General features: G+C 40.0%; 20 protein-coding genes and 1 tRNA gene. 6 read left to right on the forward strand and 15 right to left on the reverse strand.

Features of this window, described 5'->3' with window-relative positions; genetic code table 11:
* Nucleotides 1-13 precede the first annotated feature (13 nt).
* The gene (locus BMX02_RS06145) at nucleotides 14-715 is read left to right on the forward strand and encodes a DUF169 domain-containing protein (protein WP_091689814.1); all 702 of its coding nucleotides are present in this window, start codon (nucleotides 14-16) and stop codon (nucleotides 713-715) included.
* Nucleotides 716-1,047: 332 nt separating this feature from the next.
* Nucleotides 1,048-1,731 carry a DUF169 domain-containing protein gene (locus tag BMX02_RS06150; protein ID WP_091689815.1) on the forward strand — a complete coding sequence of 228 codons (684 nt, stop codon included), beginning with the start codon at nucleotides 1,048-1,050 and terminating at the stop codon, nucleotides 1,729-1,731.
* A gap of 110 nt (nucleotides 1,732-1,841) precedes the next feature.
* Here BMX02_RS06150 and BMX02_RS06155 read toward each other — a convergent pair whose 3' ends face one another.
* The 9 genes from BMX02_RS06155 to BMX02_RS06195 form a co-directional block, all read right to left on the reverse strand.
* Complete coding sequence (locus BMX02_RS06155) at nucleotides 1,842-4,673, reverse strand: DEAD/DEAH box helicase (protein ID WP_091689816.1); 2,832 nt, start codon at nucleotides 4,671-4,673, stop codon at nucleotides 1,842-1,844.
* Nucleotides 4,674-5,016: 343 nt separating this feature from the next.
* The gene (locus tag BMX02_RS12255) at nucleotides 5,017-5,139 is read right to left on the reverse strand and encodes a CxxC-x17-CxxC domain-containing protein (protein WP_342210530.1); all 123 of its coding nucleotides are present in this window, start codon (nucleotides 5,137-5,139) and stop codon (nucleotides 5,017-5,019) included.
* 1,017 nt (nucleotides 5,140-6,156) lie between these two features.
* Nucleotides 6,157-8,274 (reverse strand): P1 family peptidase, encoded by a 2,118-nt coding sequence (locus BMX02_RS06165; protein ID WP_091689818.1) that lies wholly within the window; start codon nucleotides 8,272-8,274, stop codon nucleotides 6,157-6,159.
* A 291-nt stretch (nucleotides 8,275-8,565) separates the two neighbouring features.
* Entirely contained in the window at nucleotides 8,566-9,177 is a 612-nt protein-coding gene (locus BMX02_RS06170) for an ABC transporter permease (RefSeq protein ID WP_091689819.1), read from the reverse strand.
* Nucleotides 9,171-9,809 carry an ABC transporter permease gene (locus BMX02_RS06175; RefSeq protein WP_244625144.1) on the reverse strand — a complete coding sequence of 213 codons (639 nt, stop codon included), beginning with the start codon at nucleotides 9,807-9,809 and terminating at the stop codon, nucleotides 9,171-9,173. Before BMX02_RS06175 ends, BMX02_RS06170 begins: the two co-directional genes overlap by 7 nt.
* A gap of 16 nt (nucleotides 9,810-9,825) precedes the next feature.
* Nucleotides 9,826-10,953: an ABC transporter ATP-binding protein gene (locus BMX02_RS06180; protein ID WP_091689821.1), complete on the reverse strand. Its 1,128-nt coding sequence runs from the start codon at nucleotides 10,951-10,953 to the stop codon at nucleotides 9,826-9,828.
* A gap of 66 nt (nucleotides 10,954-11,019) precedes the next feature.
* Nucleotides 11,020-11,934, reverse strand: coding sequence for a glycine betaine ABC transporter substrate-binding protein (locus tag BMX02_RS06185; RefSeq protein WP_091689822.1), 915 nt, complete (start codon nucleotides 11,932-11,934; stop codon nucleotides 11,020-11,022).
* A gap of 235 nt (nucleotides 11,935-12,169) precedes the next feature.
* A complete protein-coding gene (locus BMX02_RS06190; RefSeq protein ID WP_091689823.1) occupies nucleotides 12,170-13,393 on the reverse strand; it encodes a SufB/SufD family protein in 1,224 nt (407 codons plus the stop codon).
* Complete coding sequence (locus BMX02_RS06195; RefSeq protein ID WP_091689824.1) at nucleotides 13,372-14,121, reverse strand: ABC transporter ATP-binding protein; 750 nt, start codon at nucleotides 14,119-14,121, stop codon at nucleotides 13,372-13,374. The genes BMX02_RS06190 and BMX02_RS06195 overlap by 22 nt, the downstream gene beginning before the upstream one ends.
* 702 nt (nucleotides 14,122-14,823) lie before the next feature.
* On the opposite strand from BMX02_RS06195, the gene eif1A reads away from it, so the two are divergent.
* Nucleotides 14,824-15,144, forward strand: a complete 321-nt coding sequence (gene eif1A / locus BMX02_RS06200) for a translation initiation factor eIF-1A (protein ID WP_091689825.1) — start codon at nucleotides 14,824-14,826, stop codon at nucleotides 15,142-15,144.
* A 268-nt stretch (nucleotides 15,145-15,412) separates the two neighbouring features.
* Here the strand turns inward: eif1A and BMX02_RS06205 are convergent, their stop codons facing one another.
* A complete protein-coding gene (locus BMX02_RS06205; RefSeq protein ID WP_091689934.1) occupies nucleotides 15,413-15,604 on the reverse strand; it encodes a TRAM domain-containing RNA chaperone in 192 nt (63 codons plus the stop codon).
* Between the two features lie 361 nt (nucleotides 15,605-15,965).
* On the opposite strand from BMX02_RS06205, the gene BMX02_RS06210 reads away from it, so the two are divergent.
* On the forward strand, nucleotides 15,966-16,196 hold the full coding sequence (locus tag BMX02_RS06210) for a hypothetical protein (RefSeq protein WP_143052422.1): 231 nt from the start codon (nucleotides 15,966-15,968) through the stop codon (nucleotides 16,194-16,196).
* Between the two features lie 323 nt (nucleotides 16,197-16,519).
* Nucleotides 16,520-16,747, forward strand: a complete 228-nt coding sequence (locus tag BMX02_RS11620; RefSeq protein ID WP_449288726.1) for a hypothetical protein — start codon at nucleotides 16,520-16,522, stop codon at nucleotides 16,745-16,747.
* Nucleotides 16,748-16,906: 159 nt separating this feature from the next.
* Here BMX02_RS11620 and BMX02_RS06215 read toward each other — a convergent pair whose 3' ends face one another.
* Complete coding sequence (locus BMX02_RS06215; protein WP_143052423.1) at nucleotides 16,907-18,244, reverse strand: hypothetical protein; 1,338 nt, start codon at nucleotides 18,242-18,244, stop codon at nucleotides 16,907-16,909.
* Nucleotides 18,245-18,375: 131 nt separating this feature from the next.
* Nucleotides 18,376-18,930 carry a hypothetical protein gene (locus BMX02_RS06220; RefSeq protein ID WP_135644043.1) on the reverse strand — a complete coding sequence of 185 codons (555 nt, stop codon included), beginning with the start codon at nucleotides 18,928-18,930 and terminating at the stop codon, nucleotides 18,376-18,378.
* A gap of 24 nt (nucleotides 18,931-18,954) precedes the next feature.
* Between BMX02_RS06220 and BMX02_RS06225 the strand changes: the two genes are divergently transcribed.
* The gene (locus BMX02_RS06225; protein WP_091689829.1) at nucleotides 18,955-19,221 is read left to right on the forward strand and encodes a hypothetical protein; all 267 of its coding nucleotides are present in this window, start codon (nucleotides 18,955-18,957) and stop codon (nucleotides 19,219-19,221) included.
* Between the two features lie 95 nt (nucleotides 19,222-19,316).
* Here the strand turns inward: BMX02_RS06225 and BMX02_RS06230 are convergent, their stop codons facing one another.
* The 3 genes from BMX02_RS06230 to BMX02_RS06240 form a co-directional block, all read right to left on the reverse strand.
* Nucleotides 19,317-19,817, reverse strand: a complete 501-nt coding sequence (locus BMX02_RS06230; protein ID WP_091689830.1) for a hypothetical protein — start codon at nucleotides 19,815-19,817, stop codon at nucleotides 19,317-19,319.
* A 2-nt stretch (nucleotides 19,818-19,819) separates the two neighbouring features.
* Nucleotides 19,820-20,248 (reverse strand): hypothetical protein, encoded by a 429-nt coding sequence (locus BMX02_RS06235; protein WP_091689831.1) that lies wholly within the window; start codon nucleotides 20,246-20,248, stop codon nucleotides 19,820-19,822.
* Nucleotides 20,249-20,418: 170 nt separating this feature from the next.
* Nucleotides 20,419-20,494 (reverse strand) — tRNA-Gln (locus BMX02_RS06240).
* Between the last annotated feature and the right edge of the window lie 50 nt (nucleotides 20,495-20,544).

Below are 20,544 nucleotides of genomic sequence, written 5' to 3' on the forward strand. Positions count from 1 at the left end.
CAGAGGTATTAACATGGATTATGCAAAAATGAGTGAGAAGCTTATTGAGACACTGGAACTTAAAGGAAAACCAGTCGCAATATCATTATTAAAGAGAGAAAAGGACATTCCTGAAGGCTTAGAAAAGATAGAAAAACCAAGAAGATACTGCCAGATGCTTCAGGATGCAAGGTTCGATGATAAGGTCACTTTTGCTACCATGGATGAGCATGCCTGCAAAGGTGGTGCTGCAGCTATAGGATTACAGGACTATCCTGACAAGATCAAAACTGGGGAATTGTATTTCGATAAACTGGAAAAGGAAATATCCCTGAGTGTCGCCAAACGTGTTGTAGACAACATGCCAAGACCTGCTCCCGGATCGACCGTTGCAACCATCGTTGCTCCACTGGACAGCACACCAACTAAACCTGATGTTATTATCATTATCGGAAACACCCTGGTAGCCAGAAGGATCGCACATGCTGTGATCTACAGGCGTGGTGGCCGTATGACTGCAAACTTCGCAGGCATCCAGTCCACATGTGCCGATGCTACCGGTTCACCTTACACCACCGGAGAAGTCAACATCTCTATTGGATGTGATGGTGCTGCCAAGAATGCAGGACTCAATGACGATGAAATGGTTGTAGGTATTCCGGAAGAACAGCTTGAGGACATCACAGGCATCCTTGAAATGAAAGCCGGTGCATGGAACGACTGGATGAGATCCTGATTCTCAGGTAGAATGATGCCCTGTAGAGCTCGTTTTTCTATGGGGACATCAAATGCCTTAATATTCTTTATTCTCTATTCTCTTTTCTCTGTTTTATTTCCCCTTATCCATTATCTTATTCTGTTTTTGATAATATTGAAGCATAAGATCGCCTGAAAAAGATGATCTGCTCTCATTCTTGCAGGAATGATCCATGGTAAAACTTATATAAAATCAGTTGTGTACACTTGCAGCACAACCGAAATAAACATCTTAAAAACTATCAGAACCACTGCTAACAAAAATAAAGTTGTTATGAGCAGTTATATCGAATATAATTTAGAGTGATCTATATGGACATCAAGGAAATTAACGAATTTGGAAAGCAACTGACCGAAAAGCTCAACCTTAAGACAAAACCTGTTGCAGTCTCACTTATTCCGGAAGGTCATGATATTCCTGAGGGCATTGAAAAAATAGATGAGAAAACAAGACACTGCCAGATGGTAGACATTGTCAGGAAGACCGGAAAGCAGTTCTACTCCACAGCAGAAGATCAGATGTGCAGGGGAGGATCTGCTGTCATGGGGTTGCAGGAAATGCCACACAAACTGGCTACCGGGGACACCTACTATAATCTCAAGCGTTTCAGTACCATCAATGCAGCAAGACGCACAATGGAAAAAGTTATAAAAGTAGCACCCGGATCCACAAAAGCGGTCCTCTACGGATCACTTGAGACAGTAACATTCAAGCCTGATGTTGTCGTTATCGTCGCTTCACCAAAACAGGTCATGCAGCTTTCCCAGGCACTTCTCTTTAAGTTCGGTGGCAGGGTCGAAGCAAGCTTTGCAGGCATCCAGAGTGTTTGTGCAGACGGTGTTGTCCTTCCATACAAGGAAGGTAAGATCAGTGTAACAGTTGGATGCGGAGGAAGCAGGAAATTCGCAAACATCACAGAAAATGAGATGATCATTGGAATTCCTGTGGAAAGACTCCACGATCTCGTGGAAGCTGTGAATGAGATGTTCGCCTGAACATCTTGTTCAAAATAACATCAATCAACTAAAAGTGAAGTAATGCATGAACCTATCCACAAAAAAGTCTGGATCTGTCATGCTTTTTTTATTTTTGTTTAACTTTTCTGTTATAAGTCATCGCGGCCATATAGAGCATTATCAGCTTCCCTTAACTTATCCCGCATTCCCTTTGTCCCGGCATCATCCGGTTTTAGCCTGAGGGCTTCATTGTATGCTTCAATGGCACCGGTACGGTCTCCAAGAAGCCTCAAAGCTGTACCCTTATTCTTCCATACAACATGACTTTTCCCATAACCAAGGTCCAGCAATCTGTTAAAGCATTGTAACGCCAGCGTATGTTTTCCCATCATGATGTATGTGATCCCTTTATTCGAAAGTGCGACACTATTATCAGGTTCCAGTTGCAGGGCCTTGTCAAAGCAATCACATGCTTTTTTGTGATCCTTCTTATCCCTTCCGGCAGCGATTCCCAGTTTTATCCATTCAGCCGCGGATCCTGACCCCTGGCGCTTCAGCTTCCTTCTTGCCCTGTTCAATGCATCCGCAGGATCGTTCTGGTCCTTCTTCTCATGCTGCCTGTTCACAGCAGGAGATCCTGGCCTCTGCTTTGAGATCTCAGATAGGTGCTTCCTCTTCGGGATATATTCAGGTTTGCCAAGCATCTTTCTGAGGATCATTATTGCTGCATCCTTATCCAGAGGACTGTTGTTGTTACCACACTTAGGGGACTGGATACAGCTTGGGCATCCATCCCTGCAGGGACAGCTCTCTATAGCCTTCAATGTCACTTCAAGCATTTCGACGATCCTGCCATAACCTGCTTCAGCATACCCGACACCTCCGGCATGACCGTCATAGACAAAGATCCCGCTCTTCTTCTTCAGGTCAATATGTTCAGGAGTGGAAACTCCACCCACATCGTTCCTGTCGGCAAGAAGATGAAGCGGATACATCGCTATAATGGCATGCTCGATCGCATGGATTCCACCATTGAAATCCCTTTCATGCTTTTCCACAAGGTCAGTGAAATTCTCAGGAAGCTCAAGCCAGAGGGCCTCGGTCTCAAGACTGAACTTCGGCATCGTGAGGGATGATTGTCCGATCTCCTCATCGGTACGTTGCCTGAATCTCTTAAATCCCGTCACCTGCTGGGTGACATCAACATCACCAAAACCAACAGTGACACCATCGCATGTTTGAAGAGGCTTCGTATCGATCACATCCACGATATGTATGTCTGAAGCTACCTGTGACCTTGTGTAATAGCCATCCTTTGCTTTCTCCACCCGGATGATCTGTTTCTCATGGTCAAGTTCAGTAACAGAATAAGGAGTGCCTTTATTAATGTAGACAGCACCCTTGAAAGCTTCCCTGTATGCCCTTAGCCTGCCAATATCCTTTTCGAGGGGAGCACGGCTTCCTTTCTCAAAAATGGTATAGCCATCGCCTTCAATTCCCCTGATGGATACACACATATGTGCCTTGCCGTCCGTACAAAGTTTTTCGTGATCGCCTTCAATCAATCCTTCCTCTTCAAGCACTGCCATTATCTCAGCAAAATCACTGCCGAAATACTTCTCATCCTCCGGTCTTAATGCTATCTCCCTTGCTGCACAGAGTAGATGGCCTGCCTGAATATAACGATTAGAGACATTGATCACAGCCTCTTCGCAATCCTTCTTGAAAAGGTCAGTTGGATTTCTCATGTAATACTGGTCAAGAGCATTGGAATCCGCGACAAGGGCAACAACACTTTCACGACTCCCACGCCCTGCACGTCCGGATTGCTGTCTTGCACTCATGATGGTCCCCGGGAACCCATCCATGATACAGGCATCCAGACCTCCGATATCGATGCCAAGTTCAAGAGCCGTGGTAGAGATAACACCTGTGATGTTCCCGTTCGATAGTCCCTTTTCTATCGCTTCACGCTCGTTCCCGTGATAGCCACCCCTGTAAGGGCTGATGGTCTTTTGGTCACTTCGCTGCTCAAGTCTCTGCTTTGCTTCAACGTACATCCTCTCGACCTTCTGCCTTGATCTTGCAAATACAATGGTCTGCAGGTCGTTCTGTACAAAAGTGGTGAAGAGATCGACAGTCTCACCGAAACTTGCCTTCCGGAGAGTGAAATTGTTGGAGCGTGAACGGGAATAAAGGGGAGGATTCCAGAAAATAAACTTCTGCATTCCACCACCTGAACCATCCTTATTGACCAGTGTCACTTCTTTGCCTATCAGGGCAGAAGTGTGTTCTTTCGGATTTCCAATGGTAGCTGTACAGCAGATGTACTGGGGTTTTGCTCCATAATGATCACAAACACGATTGAGCCTCCTGAGCAGGTTTGCCATATTGCTTCCCATGACACCGCTGTAGGAATGGCTCTCATCCAGAACAATGAACTTCAGGTTCGAGAGGAACTTCTTCCACTGGTGTTTCCATTGCAGGAAGCTCAAATGGAGCATTTCCGGATTTGTGAAAAGTATTCTGGGATTCCCGTACTTTACAGCGGATTTCTCCTCAGATGACATGGTACCGATGAACCTGTTGATGTTCATCTCGATCCCCATGAGATCACGAAAGTCCCTGAATGTATCAAGCTGGTCATTGACCAGTGCATTCAGGGGTGAAATATAAAGAGCAGTTGCATTTGGATCTTCCATCAATGTCTCGAAGATAGGAAGCATATAGCACAGGGATTTGCCACTTGCTGTGCTGGTGGAGAGTACAAGATCCTCACCACTCTTTGCTGTCCTGATGGCCTCTGCCTGATGAGTATAAAGTTTCTTAATGCCCATTTCACTGAGAGCATACATTATCAACGGTTTCAGTGAAACCTCACCATATTCCGGCTCCTTTGAAGGAATCGTTTCGACATGAACGATCTGGCCTTCATACCTGCGCGAGGAACGGATAACATTGATAAGTTCAGGGACATCCATTGTAGTGCAACTCCGTGATTCATAACAGAATTGATGATACTTAAAATAGTGCGAAATGGTTCCATCTTGGAATTTATCAGTGAATGTAAACCAAACTTTGATAAGTGGAGTACATAAAACTATCCAAAGAGAATAAAACAAAATATTTTATGATGCCTGTTTATGTGACTGAAAGGAATGAATTAGAACTAATATGGTCTTGTTTATGATCCTCAAGACTGCTTAAAACAAAAATTGATCTAAAAATTAATCCAAAAATAGATTGTGCGATCATGATAGAAATATTCTATCTAACCGCACATTTCACTTTGATCTTTAAGAAAATATTATTATTCACATCCACTTAGTCTTTTTTAGATGGTTTGTGTTTCTGGAAGCATTCCCTGCAGTATACCGGTCTGTTTGGGTCCGGTACGAAAGGCACTTCTGTTTCCTGACCGCAGTTAGTACATTTTGATTTGTGCATATCTCTTGGCCCTTTGAAATCTATTTTTTTTATTTGTATTCCTCCCGTTGTCATTGATGAAATATTTAAATTTCACTCAATATTTTATTGTAGCTACTTGTTCAGTTTGCTTGCAGGGTACAATAGGTTGGTCATAGCACATGAACTGGCCATAACCTTTCTGCCAGAGACTGATCTTCTGTATCATTTTTCTTCATCAATATTTCAGCATGAGTATAAACGTCAATATTGTATTGATCCAGAAAATCTGCAATACCCCGAATTGCATTTCCCCGCTAAAAAAATGTGTGTAATTTAATATATATCTATTGGAAGATTCCAAGACAGATATGTTGAGGAAGAAGACCATTGATATGTCCTACACCGAATGAAAGAAGATGGGATTTTCTAAGGGTACGTTGCATTACATGAAGCAGAATACCAAGAGTGATAAACCGTTTACTTTGAACGCTCATGTAAGGGAAAGGGTGGAAAACTGGAATAATGAAGTTTCTGTTAATGGATAATTCACATGTGAATTGTGAAATTTACAACTCAAATTTACATGTAAAATATGGTTTTACAGGCATCACACTTAATTTGTGAAAATAGGGACTACAGGCGTTGAAATATATTTAACAACTTCTTTATGTTGCTGAAGGGGTAATTCTGATCTGTTAAGGAAGAAATCATTGACATGTCCTACAACTAATGGAAGGAGATGGGATTCTTGAAAGGTACTTTCATTACATGAAACAAAATAATAAAGAGTGAAGAAGAACTATACAACAGAATAAATCAGTATCGAAAGGAGCAAAGAACTGCTGCACTAACTACATATGATGTTCAGCCCTTCATAGAAACTCAATCATGTGACCTGCATCCCGATATAGTTTTGAAAATCATCATATTGGGAAATGTATGTTCATGGGGAACATATGATACAGCCTGCCTTCATTTTGAGGAACATATACATGCTTTCCGGCATTTTCAAGTATTTAATATATGAATAAACTCTTTTCGGAAAATTTTTAAAGTTCAGTTTTTTAATAACTCTAAAATTTTCTCATGTGGAATATAAGGGCTGTAATGATTATTCCAACCATCCATTCCTTCAGAACAAAACATTGCATTTAAAACCGCTTCTTCTGTAGCTTCAACTGTTGCCTCATAGAGCTTATTTGTCAAACTATCTCCAACCATCTCTAAAGACGTAATTTTTTTTCGTGAATGCTCATATCTGCTTATATGATTACCTGTACTAAATGAAATTATTATTTCCCCACTAGTTGTTCTTGCATGTGAGCCGACTCTTGCAAGACCTAAAGCGGCTCTTCGTGATAATCTATTCAACTGACTTGATAACATTGGAGCATCAGTTGCAACAACTACAATTATAGAGCCGTCACATTTAGTTCTTCTAGTTTCTTTAGGACAAATTTCATCTAAATCTGTGCCAACAACTTTGCCATTAATAGTTAAATTCCTCATAATGCCAAAGTTTGATAATACTAATACCCCCACGGTATATCCCCCGTCATTCTTTGGCAAACACCTTGAAGAAGTACCAATCCCTCCTGCAAAATCAAAACTAGTCATTCCTGTTCCTGCACCAACAGAACCTTGCAGTACTGCCCCAACTTTTGCTGAGTTAATAGCTTTTTTAACATCAGTAATAGTTATAGACCTAATTCTTGTGTCATTCAAAAAAGAGTCATTAGCTTCACCAACTACAGGAATTATTACGCTTCTATCTCCGTGCAACTTAGGATATTTTTCAAGCATATATTCAATAAGTCCATCATGAACTCTCCCGACAGACATGGTATTAGTTAGCATAATTGGAGTTTCTAGCCATTCCCATTCTAATACTTGTGTCATACCTGCCATTTCACCTATACCATTTAAAACAAAACCACCAGCCATTAATCTTGTTTCATAGACATCTTTTGCCGGTATTATAGCAGTTACGCCTGATCTTATTTTAGTTTTTTCCCCTGTTTCAGGTATTACAACATCATTCATATGTGTTGAATGCCCCACCATAACTCCTTTTACATCAGTTATTGCATTAAACTCACCAGTTTTATAATATCCAGTGATTATTCCTTCTTCTCTTAATGTTTTGTTCTGTTTATTTTTTAATTTCTCTTGCTTTTTAGAGTTTCTAATAATTGCTTTTAGATTGGTTCTTTTTATAGCTGAATGAATAATATTATTTATTACATCTTTATATTCTAAACCTACATTCTTTGCTCCTAACATTAAAGAAGCCTTTGGATGAAGTGAAGGAAGCGGATTCATTTCAATAAAATAAGGAATATTATCTTTGCTGAGTCTTATATCTGCTCTTGCAAAGTCATTATAATTCATCAACTTAAAAATTCTTTTACAGTCCTCAATTATTTTTTCTTCTACATCTTTGGGTAAATCTGTAGGAATAGATGATTTAACGCAATTATTGTATTCACCACGTTTTATCGTATAGTCATAGATATTATATTTATAATTTATTTTTTCTATATCAAAAGTATTTTCTACTATATCTAATGCAAGTTCAGGAAAATATTCAAGCATCGGAACAGTAATTTCACGTCCTTCAATATATTCTTCAACAATAACTCCAGCAGGATATTTTTTCAGCAATTCACTAACTTTTTCACAACATTCTTCAAAATTAAGAGCGATTGAATCTTGAGTTATTCCTTTACTTGAACCTTCAAAGTTAGGCTTTATTATTACTGGATAATTTAAATTATTTTTTACTGAATCATTATTTTTCACAAAAAAACCTTTGGGAACTTTTATATCATGTGACTTTAAAACTTCTTTAGTTAAGTGCTTATCTAAGTTTAAAAACAATAAAGAACAATTACTTCCTGTATATGGAATTCCTAAATTTTTAAATAAACTGGGATAAAATGCTTCACGAGATTCTCCGACAGAACCTTCAGCAAGATTGAAAATCAAATCAGGCTCAGAAAGTTTTATTTTTTCTATTACTTCATCTACTTCACCTGAAACCTCAACAAGACTTGTTTTATAACCAAGTTCTTTTATTGCCTTTTCGACTCTTAGAACATCTTCTTTTGATAAAAATTCAGCATTTTCTTCATTTTTATCTTTTTGTAAATTATAAGCAACTAATATTTTCATAATTCAACCCCCAATTATTTCTTGCTGCTATAGCTTAAAAAGCTACGCCTGTAAAATGAATTGGATAGTTAGTTATTTGTCTATTTGTACAGTAAATACAAACTTGAACTTTTAAATTTATTAGTTACACAAAAATATAGGGGATTTTTTAAGTCTACTATACACAAGGTTGTGCATATAACTCACACAAACCCGTACACTTTTTTGCTGTTACCTATATCCCCGTTGATATGTGCGGGGGGAGGGATTCGAACCCTCGTATTTTTGTTCAGTATTCAAACATCGTGAAACTTATTTCCTGTAGTCGGGAACCAGCTTCTTCTCCATTGCCGTAAAGATCACATCCAGTGTAAGTGCTATCAGTATTGCAGGAATGGCGCCTGCAAGGATCTTCTCATTGTTGAATCCCACAAGTCCGTCAAAGATAAGTTCACCAAGGCCTCCGCTGCCAATGTAGGCTGTCAGGATAGCTATGCTGTTGATGAGAATAGAAGCGAACTTAATACCTGCAAATATGGCAGGATAGGCATTTGGAAGACGTATATAGCGGAGGATCTGCCACTTATTAAGACCGATACCATCTGCGTAGTCAAGCATGGAGGCATTAACTGTGGAAAGGCCGATGTAGGTGTTCTTGATAATAGGCAGAAGTGCCCTCAGCAAAATTGCTATCAGGGCAGGATAGAAACCTATGCCGATCAGAGGTACAACAATAGCAACAACGGCAAAGCTTGGCACTGCCTGTGCAAGGTTCGCGAACTTCATAATGACATACCCAACACGTTTGCTGTAAAGGGAAGCAAATGCAAGGGGCAGGGAGATGCAAATACTGACGAACAGTGTGGTTAGTAACAGCACAAGATGCTCACCGGTGTGTCCAAGGATTGTCTCAATGGTTACCATGTGCCATACCTCCTCTGCAGTTTCTTCTCAATTGAACCGGCAAAACCGTCAAGGATCACTGCCAGAAGACCGGTCCAGATACCGGCTACAAGTATGGTTCCGACCTCATAGAGCTGAATGCCGGCTATGAGTGCTGCTCCGAGACCACCTGCAGCGATGAGTCCACCAAGTGTCACAACACCCATGGTAAAGACAAGAGCTATCCTCAATCCTCCTGCTATCATGGGAAGAGACAGTGGAATTCTCACCCTGAAGAGGATGTCCCGCTGGGAAAGTCCCATTGCATGTGCTATATCCACATACTGCTGGTCGACCTCTTTCAGGCCGGTATAGGTATTACGTGTGATAGGTAAAAGCGAATAAAGTATAGAAGCCACGATCGTTGGTTCCTCTCCGAGTCCGAATATTGGCAGAAGAAGTACAAGTAACGGGATATCCGGTATGGTTTCCACAACGTTCAGGAAATTGAGAACAGGATGAGCAATTCCGGGTCTGCTATACAGGTAGATACCTAAGCTTACCCCGATGATGGAAGCAATGACAATAGCAATGCTAAACATCGTCAGATGCTCAATAGTACGAGTGGTAAGGGAATTTGCTTCCCAGACGTTCATGAGGTCAGATAGTAACAAGAATACTCACTCCCTATCAAACCAGTTGCCTGAAGACATCGTTGGGAAACAGGAAACCGCTGATCCTGCCATTATCTGTAACAAATGCGATCGAATGACCTTTCTCATGCAGGTCCTTAAGTGAAGGCTCAAGAAGCTCATCACTGGCAAATGACGGGACACTGACAGCATGGTCACCAATGGTATCACTTGTTTCCCCCAGACGCATCAGGTCAGGTAACCTGACAATACCAACAGGTTCGTTGCCATTAGATACGACAGCAAGCTCGATGTCCTTTGCAAGCATCGAATCGATCGCTTCATCGACAGCAAGAGATGCAGCATGGACATATTTATTGTCAAGGGGAGTCATGAGGTCCCTTATCCTCAAAGTATCAAGATGTTTGAACTTTTTCCCGGTATCAACAATACTTGCCACCATATCGTTTGCAGGATGGAAGATCAATTCCTCTGCTGTTCCGATCTGGACGAGCTTTGCATCGTCCATGATACCTATCCTGTCCGCCAGCTTGAAAGCCTCTTCGATATCATGTGTCACGAAAATAATGGTCTTGCCAAGTTTCTCCCGGATAATACAGAACTCTTCCTGAAGCTGCTTTCTCAGGATAGGGTCAAGTGCACCAAAGGGTTCATCCATAAGCAAAAGCGGTGGGTCCATCACCAGTGCCCTTGCAAGCCCCACCCTCTGTTGCTGGCCTCCACTTAACTGATGAGGGTACCTGTTCATGAACATCTCTGATGGGAGGGATACAAAATCCAGAAGGTATTTTACTCTTTCACTGATCTTTTCCTTATCCCAGCCTTCCAGTTTAGCAACAAGTCCTATATTTTCAGCTATCGTCATGTGAGGGAAAAGACCGATGTTCTGGATGACATAACCAATGTTCCTCCTGAGAGAAACCTGCTCAAGTTCTATAATATCCTGCCCGTTTATGTGAATAGTACCGGAATCCGGTTCGATCAGACGATTGATCATACGTAGCGTTGTGGTTTTCCCTGATCCGCTGGGACCGATAAGAATGAGCATTTCACCGCCTTCAATATCAAGGGTCAGGTCATTGATAGCAAACCTGCCTTCATACTTTTTGGTCACGCCACGAAGCTGGATCGAATCTATCCTGTCGAATATCCTTTTGGATGGCATAAGTAGATCTCAATAAAAAAGCTGTTTCTGCAGCTATACTAAAAAAATAAGAGAATGACAGAGGAATTAAGCCTCTATCAATCCGCTTTCTATCAAATAGTCTCTTGCAATGTCCTCTGCATCACGCTTCTCGACATCGAACTGGTAGTTCAGACCCCTCATTGTGTCTGTGTCGATCTGTCCTTCCAGTTTCTCAAGAGCAGCAACCGCATCAGGGTTTGCATCTGCAAACTCCGCAGACATCACAATGATAGCATCGTATGGAGGCAATGCATTCTTATCATCATTCAGGATGCGAAGATCGAATAGTTCGTTCCTGGTGTCGGTAGTATATGCTGAAACAACATCAACCTCATCGTTTTTGATAGCCTCGTACATGATGTTTGCAACTGTAGGCTTGACTGCCTTGAACTCAAGACCATAAAGTTCATTGATGCGAGGCAGACCATCTTCACGGTTTGCAAACTCAGGATCAGTGCCTATGATCAGTTCAGATGCATATTCTTCCAGGTCGCTGATGTCAGAGACATTATTTTCCTCGCCCCAATCTTTTTTTACAGCAAGTGCATATGCATCCTCAAAGCCAAGGTCTGCTACGATGACAACACCATCAGCATTGAGACCTTCCTCGGATTTCTGGTAGACCACTTCAGGATCCCATACTTCAAGTGGGGGTTCTTTCAGGATCTGGCTATATGCAGTACCTGTATACTCCACATAAACATCCACAGTGCCCTGTTTGAGACCTTCATAATTTATGAGAGTGCCTCCAAGACCTTGTTGTACATCGACCTCATACCCTTCTTCCTCGAGCATGATGCCAGCCATGTGCGCCAGAATAAATGACTCCTGGAACAATTTAGAACCAATTACCACTTTACCCTTCTCAGCATCTGCACGATCCTCAGATCCCGATTCTGTACATCCACTAAGGATAACAGCCAGAACAACAAAAGTTGTTAATAGAATTTTCCAATTCATTTCTTACCCCTCTTACAATGGGAACTCTTGAATATTTATAAGTATGGTCCATATGATCGATCTTTCGGATTGCAATCCCTTATTATAAATAAAAAGAGCTATTATATAAAATTATCAAAATATAAAAGGATGGATGAGTTCGTAATATATTGGATACTATACATAATTAAAAATAGATAATTGATAAATAGATAATAAACAAAAAAAGAATGAAAATGAAAGGATCGATCTGAAATCAGATTGCATCCTTTCCGATCTGTGCGATCGTCTTGTCAATGTCTGCTGCAAGCTCTTCCGGAAGACCGGTTATACCCACATCAAGGAAACCACGAACGATCATTCCTACAGCATTCTCTTCGGAAAGTCCACGTGCCATAAGGTATTCGACCTGCTCCTTTGCGATCCTTCCGACAGCAGCTTCGTGTGTAAGCTCCACATCATCCACATTTGCCTCAAGTATTGGAATTGCGCGCTGTGTACCTTTGTTGCTAAGTACAAGTCCATGACATTCCAGATGACCTTTTGAGTGCAGTTCATTTGCAACCATTTCTCCTCTGGCAGTGATCTTACCGCCGGTAGTTATGGTCCTGGAAACAAGTTCAGCCTTCGTGTTCGGAGCATTGAAAAGTACCCTGCTTCCAAGATCAAGTTCAGAACCGGGGTGTGCAACAGCAATTGTATGGAACCTTGCAAAAGCACCCTCTCCTGCCAGGATAGCAGTTGGATAGGACTGTATCGACCTCACAGGTTTTAGCAGGATATAGTTGTTAACAAATGTTGCACCTTCTTCCAGATGGATAGCAGTTCTTGGACGTACCCCTATATCTTCGGCCCAGTTGTGTATCATTGTGAAGTTAAGGACACCGCCCTTCTTGACATATATCTCGGAGATACCAAGGTGCATTGCCCTTTCCACACCTTTTTTGGTAGTACAGCCGGTAATGACATCAAGCTGTGCATCTTCCTCTACAATAAGGATGTTGTGAACGGTCTGTGTCGCATCCTTGTGACCCATGACAAGACAGGTCTGCACCGGCATAGAACTTTTCTTACCTGCAGGTGCACGAATGAAATAACCATTAGCATTCTCAAGATAGCTTTTTGCAGTGTACTTGTCAGCATCCACAGAAACGAGCTTCCAGGAATAATCTTCCAGCCAGTCATGTTTTTCCATTGCTTCATGCAAAGACATCAGTTCAATGTCAGGATCACTAATAGACGAATGGGATATTGCATTGTCCAGCATCAGGAAACTGCCTGAACGGTCCTTCTCATCAGGGAGAACACCTACATTTACAAGCGTCTGCTTAAGATCACTGTCAAGATCTTCAAGATCATCCGTTAAAGGAACTTCTCTTGTACCTACCTCGAACTCGTTAAGATCGAAGTCCTCTCCATACATTGCAACCTTTGTTATGGCCTTTTCGGCCTTTTCCTTTAAAGCTGTCCCCGTTTGCATTTAATGCACTCTCCATATCCCTGACTCTTTATTTCCTTGAGCATCTCACGTGGGTGACCTTTGCACACAACAGTACCATTGCAAAGTATGTAACCCATATCAGGTTCAACATAGTCCAATACCTGACCTGTATGTGTTATAACAAGTGCGGAATTTCCTCTCTTGTTATGGTCAACAAAACATTTTGACCTGCTTGCCAGCAGTTCGTCTATGGTCTTGCCTATCTCTTCAATGCTTACAAGGTCAACACCTGACTCTGGCTCGTCGAGCAAGTAAAGGCACGGGTTCTGTGCTGATAACTGTAACAATTCAGATCTCTTGATCTCGCCACCCGAAAAACCAACATTGACGTCCCTTTCCATGAAACGCTCCATATCAAGTTTCTTTGCGATCGCGTCAGTGTCAAGACTATCTTCAGTGGATATAGCGTTCACAAGATTCTCGAGCTTAACACCTGTCATGTTAGGTGGTCTCTGGGTCATAATACCCAATCCTCTTTTTGCTCTTTCATCAACTGAAAGGCTAGTTATATCCTCACCATTGAATATTATCTGCCCACTAACAACATTGTAACCGCTAAATCCCATAATCGTCATGAGAAGTGCAGATTTACCAGCTCCGTTGGGGCCGAAAAGAACAGTGGTGCTACCCTGCTCTACTTTGAGATTAACTTTGTTCAGGATCGTCCTGCCGCCAATCTCAACTACCAGATCTTTTACCTCGAGCATGTTTCCTCCAATTTTTTGAAGAGATATTAATTACCTATGAATTTAACACAAAATTTACAGATTAAACGTAACCAGTTGCTGATCATCAATTGATCGATGGCATTCTATAGCATTTTTCAAATCAGAACATGAGTATCTGTTACTTAGTTCTATCGACAAAAATGTTCAGGCCGTTAGTCTTATAGACATTACTGATAAGCTTTTGTGTTTGAGTTAACGGTGTGAAGATGGGAATTGATGGGATATATAATTTATCTTCAGAAAATGAAAATAAATTCTGGCAAAGTAACCGCTAGCTCCGAAAGACAAATTCTGTGAGTTTTTTGAGAGTATATATATGAAACTTTAATTTCAAGTTGAAAATGAATCAAATTGTTTCGACTATTGCTATTTCTTCAACAGACTTTATATGTATTGAGTTTGTTTAATATCATAAACAAATATGCTTATGGTTTGTTATTAAAAAAATTATTTCCACTTTTTTGAATGATAAATTATATTGATCATATTTGGTTAATCTTCCAACAAATAATCTCAGTGGAACTTTATAGAATTAGATACCATTAAGTGGTTCAGGTGCTTTATAGCAATTCACACATTTCACACTTATTTGTTTATAGAATAGGACAGAATGTTATACACACATTCTAATGATCTACATACTAGCAACGAGGAATTAATCTGGCCAATTATAGAAGTAATATGAGAAAAAATAAGGGTGCAAGCGGCAAAGCTTCCGATACTCCGGAAGTTACAAGAGTTCGTACCCCACGAAAAGATAAAAATGAGGTCTTAGCAACTGTTGGCACATTGCTTGGTGGAAAAAGAGTCACATTACAATGCATGGACGGCGTTGTAAGGATGGGCAGGATCCCCGGTTCAAAGAAAAAAAGGATGTGGGTTCGCGAAGGCGATATTGTAATAGCGACCCCATGGTCTTTCCAGGATTCCAAAGCTGATGTGATCTGGAAGTACACATTTCCACAGGTAAACTGGCTTCAACGCAAGGGCTACCTGAAATAAATAATGAATGTATGATCATTCATTATTTATTTTCATTATCTATTTTCATTATTTTGCTAAATTTGGTATCTACGTCTCAATTAAATTAAGAAATATAGATGGATATAGATACGGGTAATATAGCGGCTGGTTTCACTATCAACCAGATAAATATTGCAAACGATACTATAATTTAAAACTGCAACTCAAAACAAGAATTAGTATTAAAAAAGTGACAATGAAAGATCGAACAATACGACCTTCCATCATTGAGCTTATAAAGCTGTAATTAAACGAGTTCGCCGAATGCGAATTTTCTCATGACCTTGGTAATTTTGATTGATACTTCGTCGCCAACTTTTGCGCCTGGGACAAAAATTACAAAACCGCTTACTCTAGCGATTCCATCGCCTTCTCTTGCGATATCTTCAATTGTTACGTCGTATGTTTCGCCAGCTTCTACTGGTGCAGTTGATTCCATGTTATTGAACAAATATTTCACTTCCTTTAAAGTGCTTAAAAAGATAATAACCAGACTAGTAAACATAAGGAGAAATAGCAAAACAGTTAAAGCAATACCATCCAAACCTATATATTCATCAAAGCAGCGTTAATTCTCTAAAAGCAATTTATACACACCTTATTTACATATAAACCTTTTGGATAATACTGCCACCATCAACTGAAAAGAAAACAAATATATCATGTCAGATCTGATTCTTCTTTATTACCTATTTAAAACTATATTAAAAAAAGTAGTATTAATATAAAATTCTTTTATACAATGACTATAGATATAATCGAATATTCAACATATAATATATTTGAAATTTTAAATGCTTATGGACATCAGGGGATCTAAATTGATTAAATCTAAATACTATTCATTTAGTCTAATAATTTTAGCATATGCTGCACTTGCTTTAGTAGCAAAAACACTCCTTCAATTGGAAATTGCTGCAATGAGGTCCGGAGTCAGCATATTCCTTGAAAGTAACATATTTCTTATGATAGCTCCTTCAATGGCCCTGGTAGGATATGCTGCAGTTAAGACCCTTAAATTAGCTGAGTAAGATCAAGGATTCTCTCCTTGACCATGATTTTATTGTTCATTTAACTTTATAGGTTTCCATCATATCTACACATCATATGTAATGTAAATCCTTATTCTAACAATTGATCTTAGAGATATTGACCTTCATTTAGATAATCTCGATGTAGATCATCCCATTATAATCTCTATATATAGTTTAAGAAAAAAACTATGGAATGGTAATATTGTGTAGCAGATGCTGTATTTGCCATCAAGAGGGGAAATTAACAATTACTAAAGATTCTGGAACATTCTCCGGATGGGATCTGATCGGCTCAAAAAGGCTTAGAGTGCAATAAGATTATCACAAGAACTTCAAAAAGTGTGTGCTTGGAATGCCTTAATGTCATTGATTGCCAGATGATACTGCGTGAGAACAAGGTCTTTTTATGTAAACACTGTGTGGATCACGGTTCTTTCGAAACCCCTGTGTATTCGGATGCCAACGATTATCTTGATGTCTTAAGCAACAGGCCCGGTTCAAAGCCCCCTACACTACCAAAAGCCTGTTTCGAAGGGCTGTCCCCTTGATTATGGATTGTGTGCGGATCATCAACAGCACACATGCGTTGGGATCGTAGAGATAACTGATACGTGCAACCTGAATTGACCTGTCTGTTTTGCAGATTCAAGAGGAAGTTTTACATTACCTTTTGAAAAGGTAAAGGAGATGATAGACCGTCCAAGTGATCAATCTAAAGGTTTCATCTTTGATAATATCAGGTCGGTTAATGCTATTCTCTGGCTAAACTCAGTTTCAAGCATGAGATCTTTCACAAATTGCTCAGCCCCCGGATCATTGATCAGCATTAGTATATCGCTGAAATATTCGGGAACATAATATTCCGTATTTCCTGCTTCGATGGTATTCCTGTACTCATTCCTGACCTGTTCATCAAAATATTCGGCTTCATGACAGAGAAGTTTGAGGATAAGCTCAACTGCTTCCTGCTTCCTTTCCAGAACTGCCATGCTTGTAAAAGGAGGAACAAAGATGCTTAAGAAATAGAATGTCCTTCTCATTGAATTATCAGGATCGTACCATATTTGAAATTCCTCCAGCATTTCACGATTCTTTTGCTCTCTCAATGGATCAGAAAGGGAATGGTTCTCAAAGATGGAAAGAATTGTCTGGAACTTTTCCTTTAGTTCCTGGAAGATCAACTCCCTACCCAATAAGTTAGCTGGCTCGAGATGTTTCCAGCCCGGAGCAAAATAAAATGGAACAACAAACGGTTCCTCGCCGATGGCCGGATAATAAAGCGTGTCAGACTCCTCTGTAACAATATCAAAGTAAGGCATCCTTAATCTGAGGCTATAGCAAGCATTTTCCTGGGATGAAATGTTGATAGCGATCTTATCTGCACCTTCACCTTTGGCACTGAATGTAAGCTCAGGTTCATTGTTCAGCTTAAGCAATGGATATTGCGTTTCATGTACGCTGAGTTCAGCCTCCAGCATAACAAAGTTCAATGGGGCTGCCGGCAAGGAGTAATCAATTGTAGTGTCAGGTTCCCACTTTTCGACCTCCAGGAAGATCTCCTCTACAATAATTGATCCGGAACCTGTATTAGCTAGAATAAATTGGATCTCATTGTTTCCCTGAGGGTAATCCAGAGTTATAGTAGGCCGGACCATCTTTAGGCACGATGACTCCTTTTTCTCCATCAATAATTGCCTTAGAAGAGATATCTCATTTGTGATCTCATCCATTTGTATGTTGTAGGACATCAGTTCATTCTCAAATGAACTGGTCGAAGCCTGGATGTTGCTGAGCATATCTATAGCATCAGAATAATTTCTGCCCATCCCTTGTTCTTCCCCGAATGTACGCCTTATAGTAGAAGCAAGCACAGTGCCCAGAAGAGGAACTGGCATTTTATTGATCTCATCACAAATAATATTCAAAGCCACTTCGCCAGTTGATTCCTTTAACTTCTGTGGAAGAGCTTTGAGCATAGAACCAATGTAATTCTGAGCAGATGAAATGATCGAGTCCTTAGAAACTTCCTCTTGTCTTTCATTCAAATTACCAGACATATTATTTCTCACTTTTATTTTAGTGGGAAACTATAAACCATTTCGTCCGGGAACGTTAAAATTAAAGTAAAAATTGAGCGGAAATTGAGAAACTTAGAGTGATAGTATCAACAAAACAATCAACTGCTTTTAACTCTCGTATGCCACCATACATATTCAAATTCTTCTGTTAACAATTGCTCTTCATCTTCATTATCAGTAAAATCATTCCAATCGATCAGCGTAGCCAGATCAAATTCGATCTCGGTGTGGAAGATCTTCATCATTGTACGGGTGCCTCTTGCATTAAGCGAGATAGAGCTACCTGTGAAAACGATCTTTTTGCCACTCAACTCTTCTGTATGATCAAAAACTATAGGCATGATCTCAAAAATAGAATGGACCATTGAATTACGCAAGTGTTCATTGTCAGAATATGACCTTTTTTCAAGGCCGATTACTATTGCGTCAATGTTTTCATAGTAACTTACTCCAACTATATTTACACCTGAATCCAGTGACATTTCAGATAATTCGTACATCAGGGTGTCTGCTATTGTTGGAGGTTCTGTTTGTGCGGAACCAACCATTGTTCCTACAGAGCCTGATGTGTTGTTGCTAACGATCAGAGCTGCAGTAGTGATCAAAAGGACCACAATTACCAGACCCATTGATAATTTTAAGACAGATTTCATCACTTTAGTACCACCACATATTGAATGAGCGGATTAGCTAAAAGATTAATTGCAATATATATTTTTCGATTATTTTGTACTGATGCAGATACAAAAAGGCACATAATCACAAGTTCTGTGCTTTTTGTCAATCCTCAAATGAAGGTATACAAAAAGTGCATGTTGCACAGAATCTTTAAATGGTACAACAAATTAAAAAATAAGTATGAGTTATGTCCATGGGGTGGTGCAATTGCTACCGATTACGAGATCACTGGGATGCAGATCAGAATATCTTTGATGATGCAGTGATTCGGAAAGGACATCGGCTATTCAAACATTGTAATGACATCAAGATCACGCGTACTGTGCCTAACTGTTTTCTTAAGCTGCATATTACACAGGAATTAGGTATGCCGGGAGCCAGATGTATCATCAACTATTATTTCTGTAATATAGCCGACAACAACCGATGCTATGATCATGTACAGTGTAAGTATCAACGTATAGGTAACACCAAAATAATGTATCATGATAGGAAGTAGAGGGAGTTTTATAGAGCGGTTATACAGGAATGTGCTCATGAAAGAAGTTCTCATTCCTTTTTCTTTAAGATCTGAAAGAAGAGGATACCATACATAAATTGGACCTGCACTCAAGATGCCCGCTACAATTGAAAATATCCAGCCTCTTGCCCCTGCTTCCTGTCCAAGATACGTCCCGATTTTGTCAGGTTTGACAAACAAGTCGAAAAGGAATATGAAAACAAATACTAATGCAAGTATTGGAATTACACTTAAAAGGATCAAGTAGGTTTGCAATACCGCTTCGTAGAACAAAGAAGGAAACGTAAAATAAACCATTAGGTAGATTGCGATCATTATTCCAACAAAATAATAATTTCTCACGGTTATATTTCTCCTATGAATCCCAGAGTTGTTACTGTTAATATGGCCACAAAAAAAGCTACGATAAAGCAGATTATATTTCTTGTGAGTGCAAATTTTTTCCCAAGGAGGTCCATCTCAGCAGGGAGATTTAAAATTCCTACAGTAACCCAACTTAACAAGAATGCTGTAACAGCAACAAGAGATACACCTTCATTAAGGAGTTCACCTCCAATTACATAACTTGTTATCGGATTTCCCGCTGCCACACTCCCGATAAAACTACCGACGAGGGGATCAATAAGGATATTGCCAGTAAAAATTCTAGAATAGAGATATTCAGGTACTGCAGCTATCAGAAGACTTATTGCCATTACGACTCCAAAAACTACAGGAAAACTCTGATTTATGGTATTCAGGGTTTTTCTGGCACTTTTTTTAAAATTAAGCATGCATCCATCACCTTGATTAAGCACTATGAATGTGTTTTTACTGGAAAATACTTAAACTTTATTATACATCTATGCCTGTAGCTGGGAGTGTCAATCCATCCAGCAAATATCAAGATATATCAGTGTATTACCTGAACAAAATCAGAAAAATACTTGATTCAGAAAGAAATTGGTAGCCCGGCACGGATTCGAACCGAGGTTGCGGGATCCAGAGTCCTGCATGATTGACCACTACACTACCGGGCTGCTTATGATTACAGCACCTACATAGTAACCCTAATTAATAAAGCTATCGG

The organism is Methanococcoides vulcani, from assembly GCF_900111645.1.
GTDB classification, from domain to species: domain Archaea; phylum Halobacteriota; class Methanosarcinia; order Methanosarcinales; family Methanosarcinaceae; genus Methanococcoides; species Methanococcoides vulcani.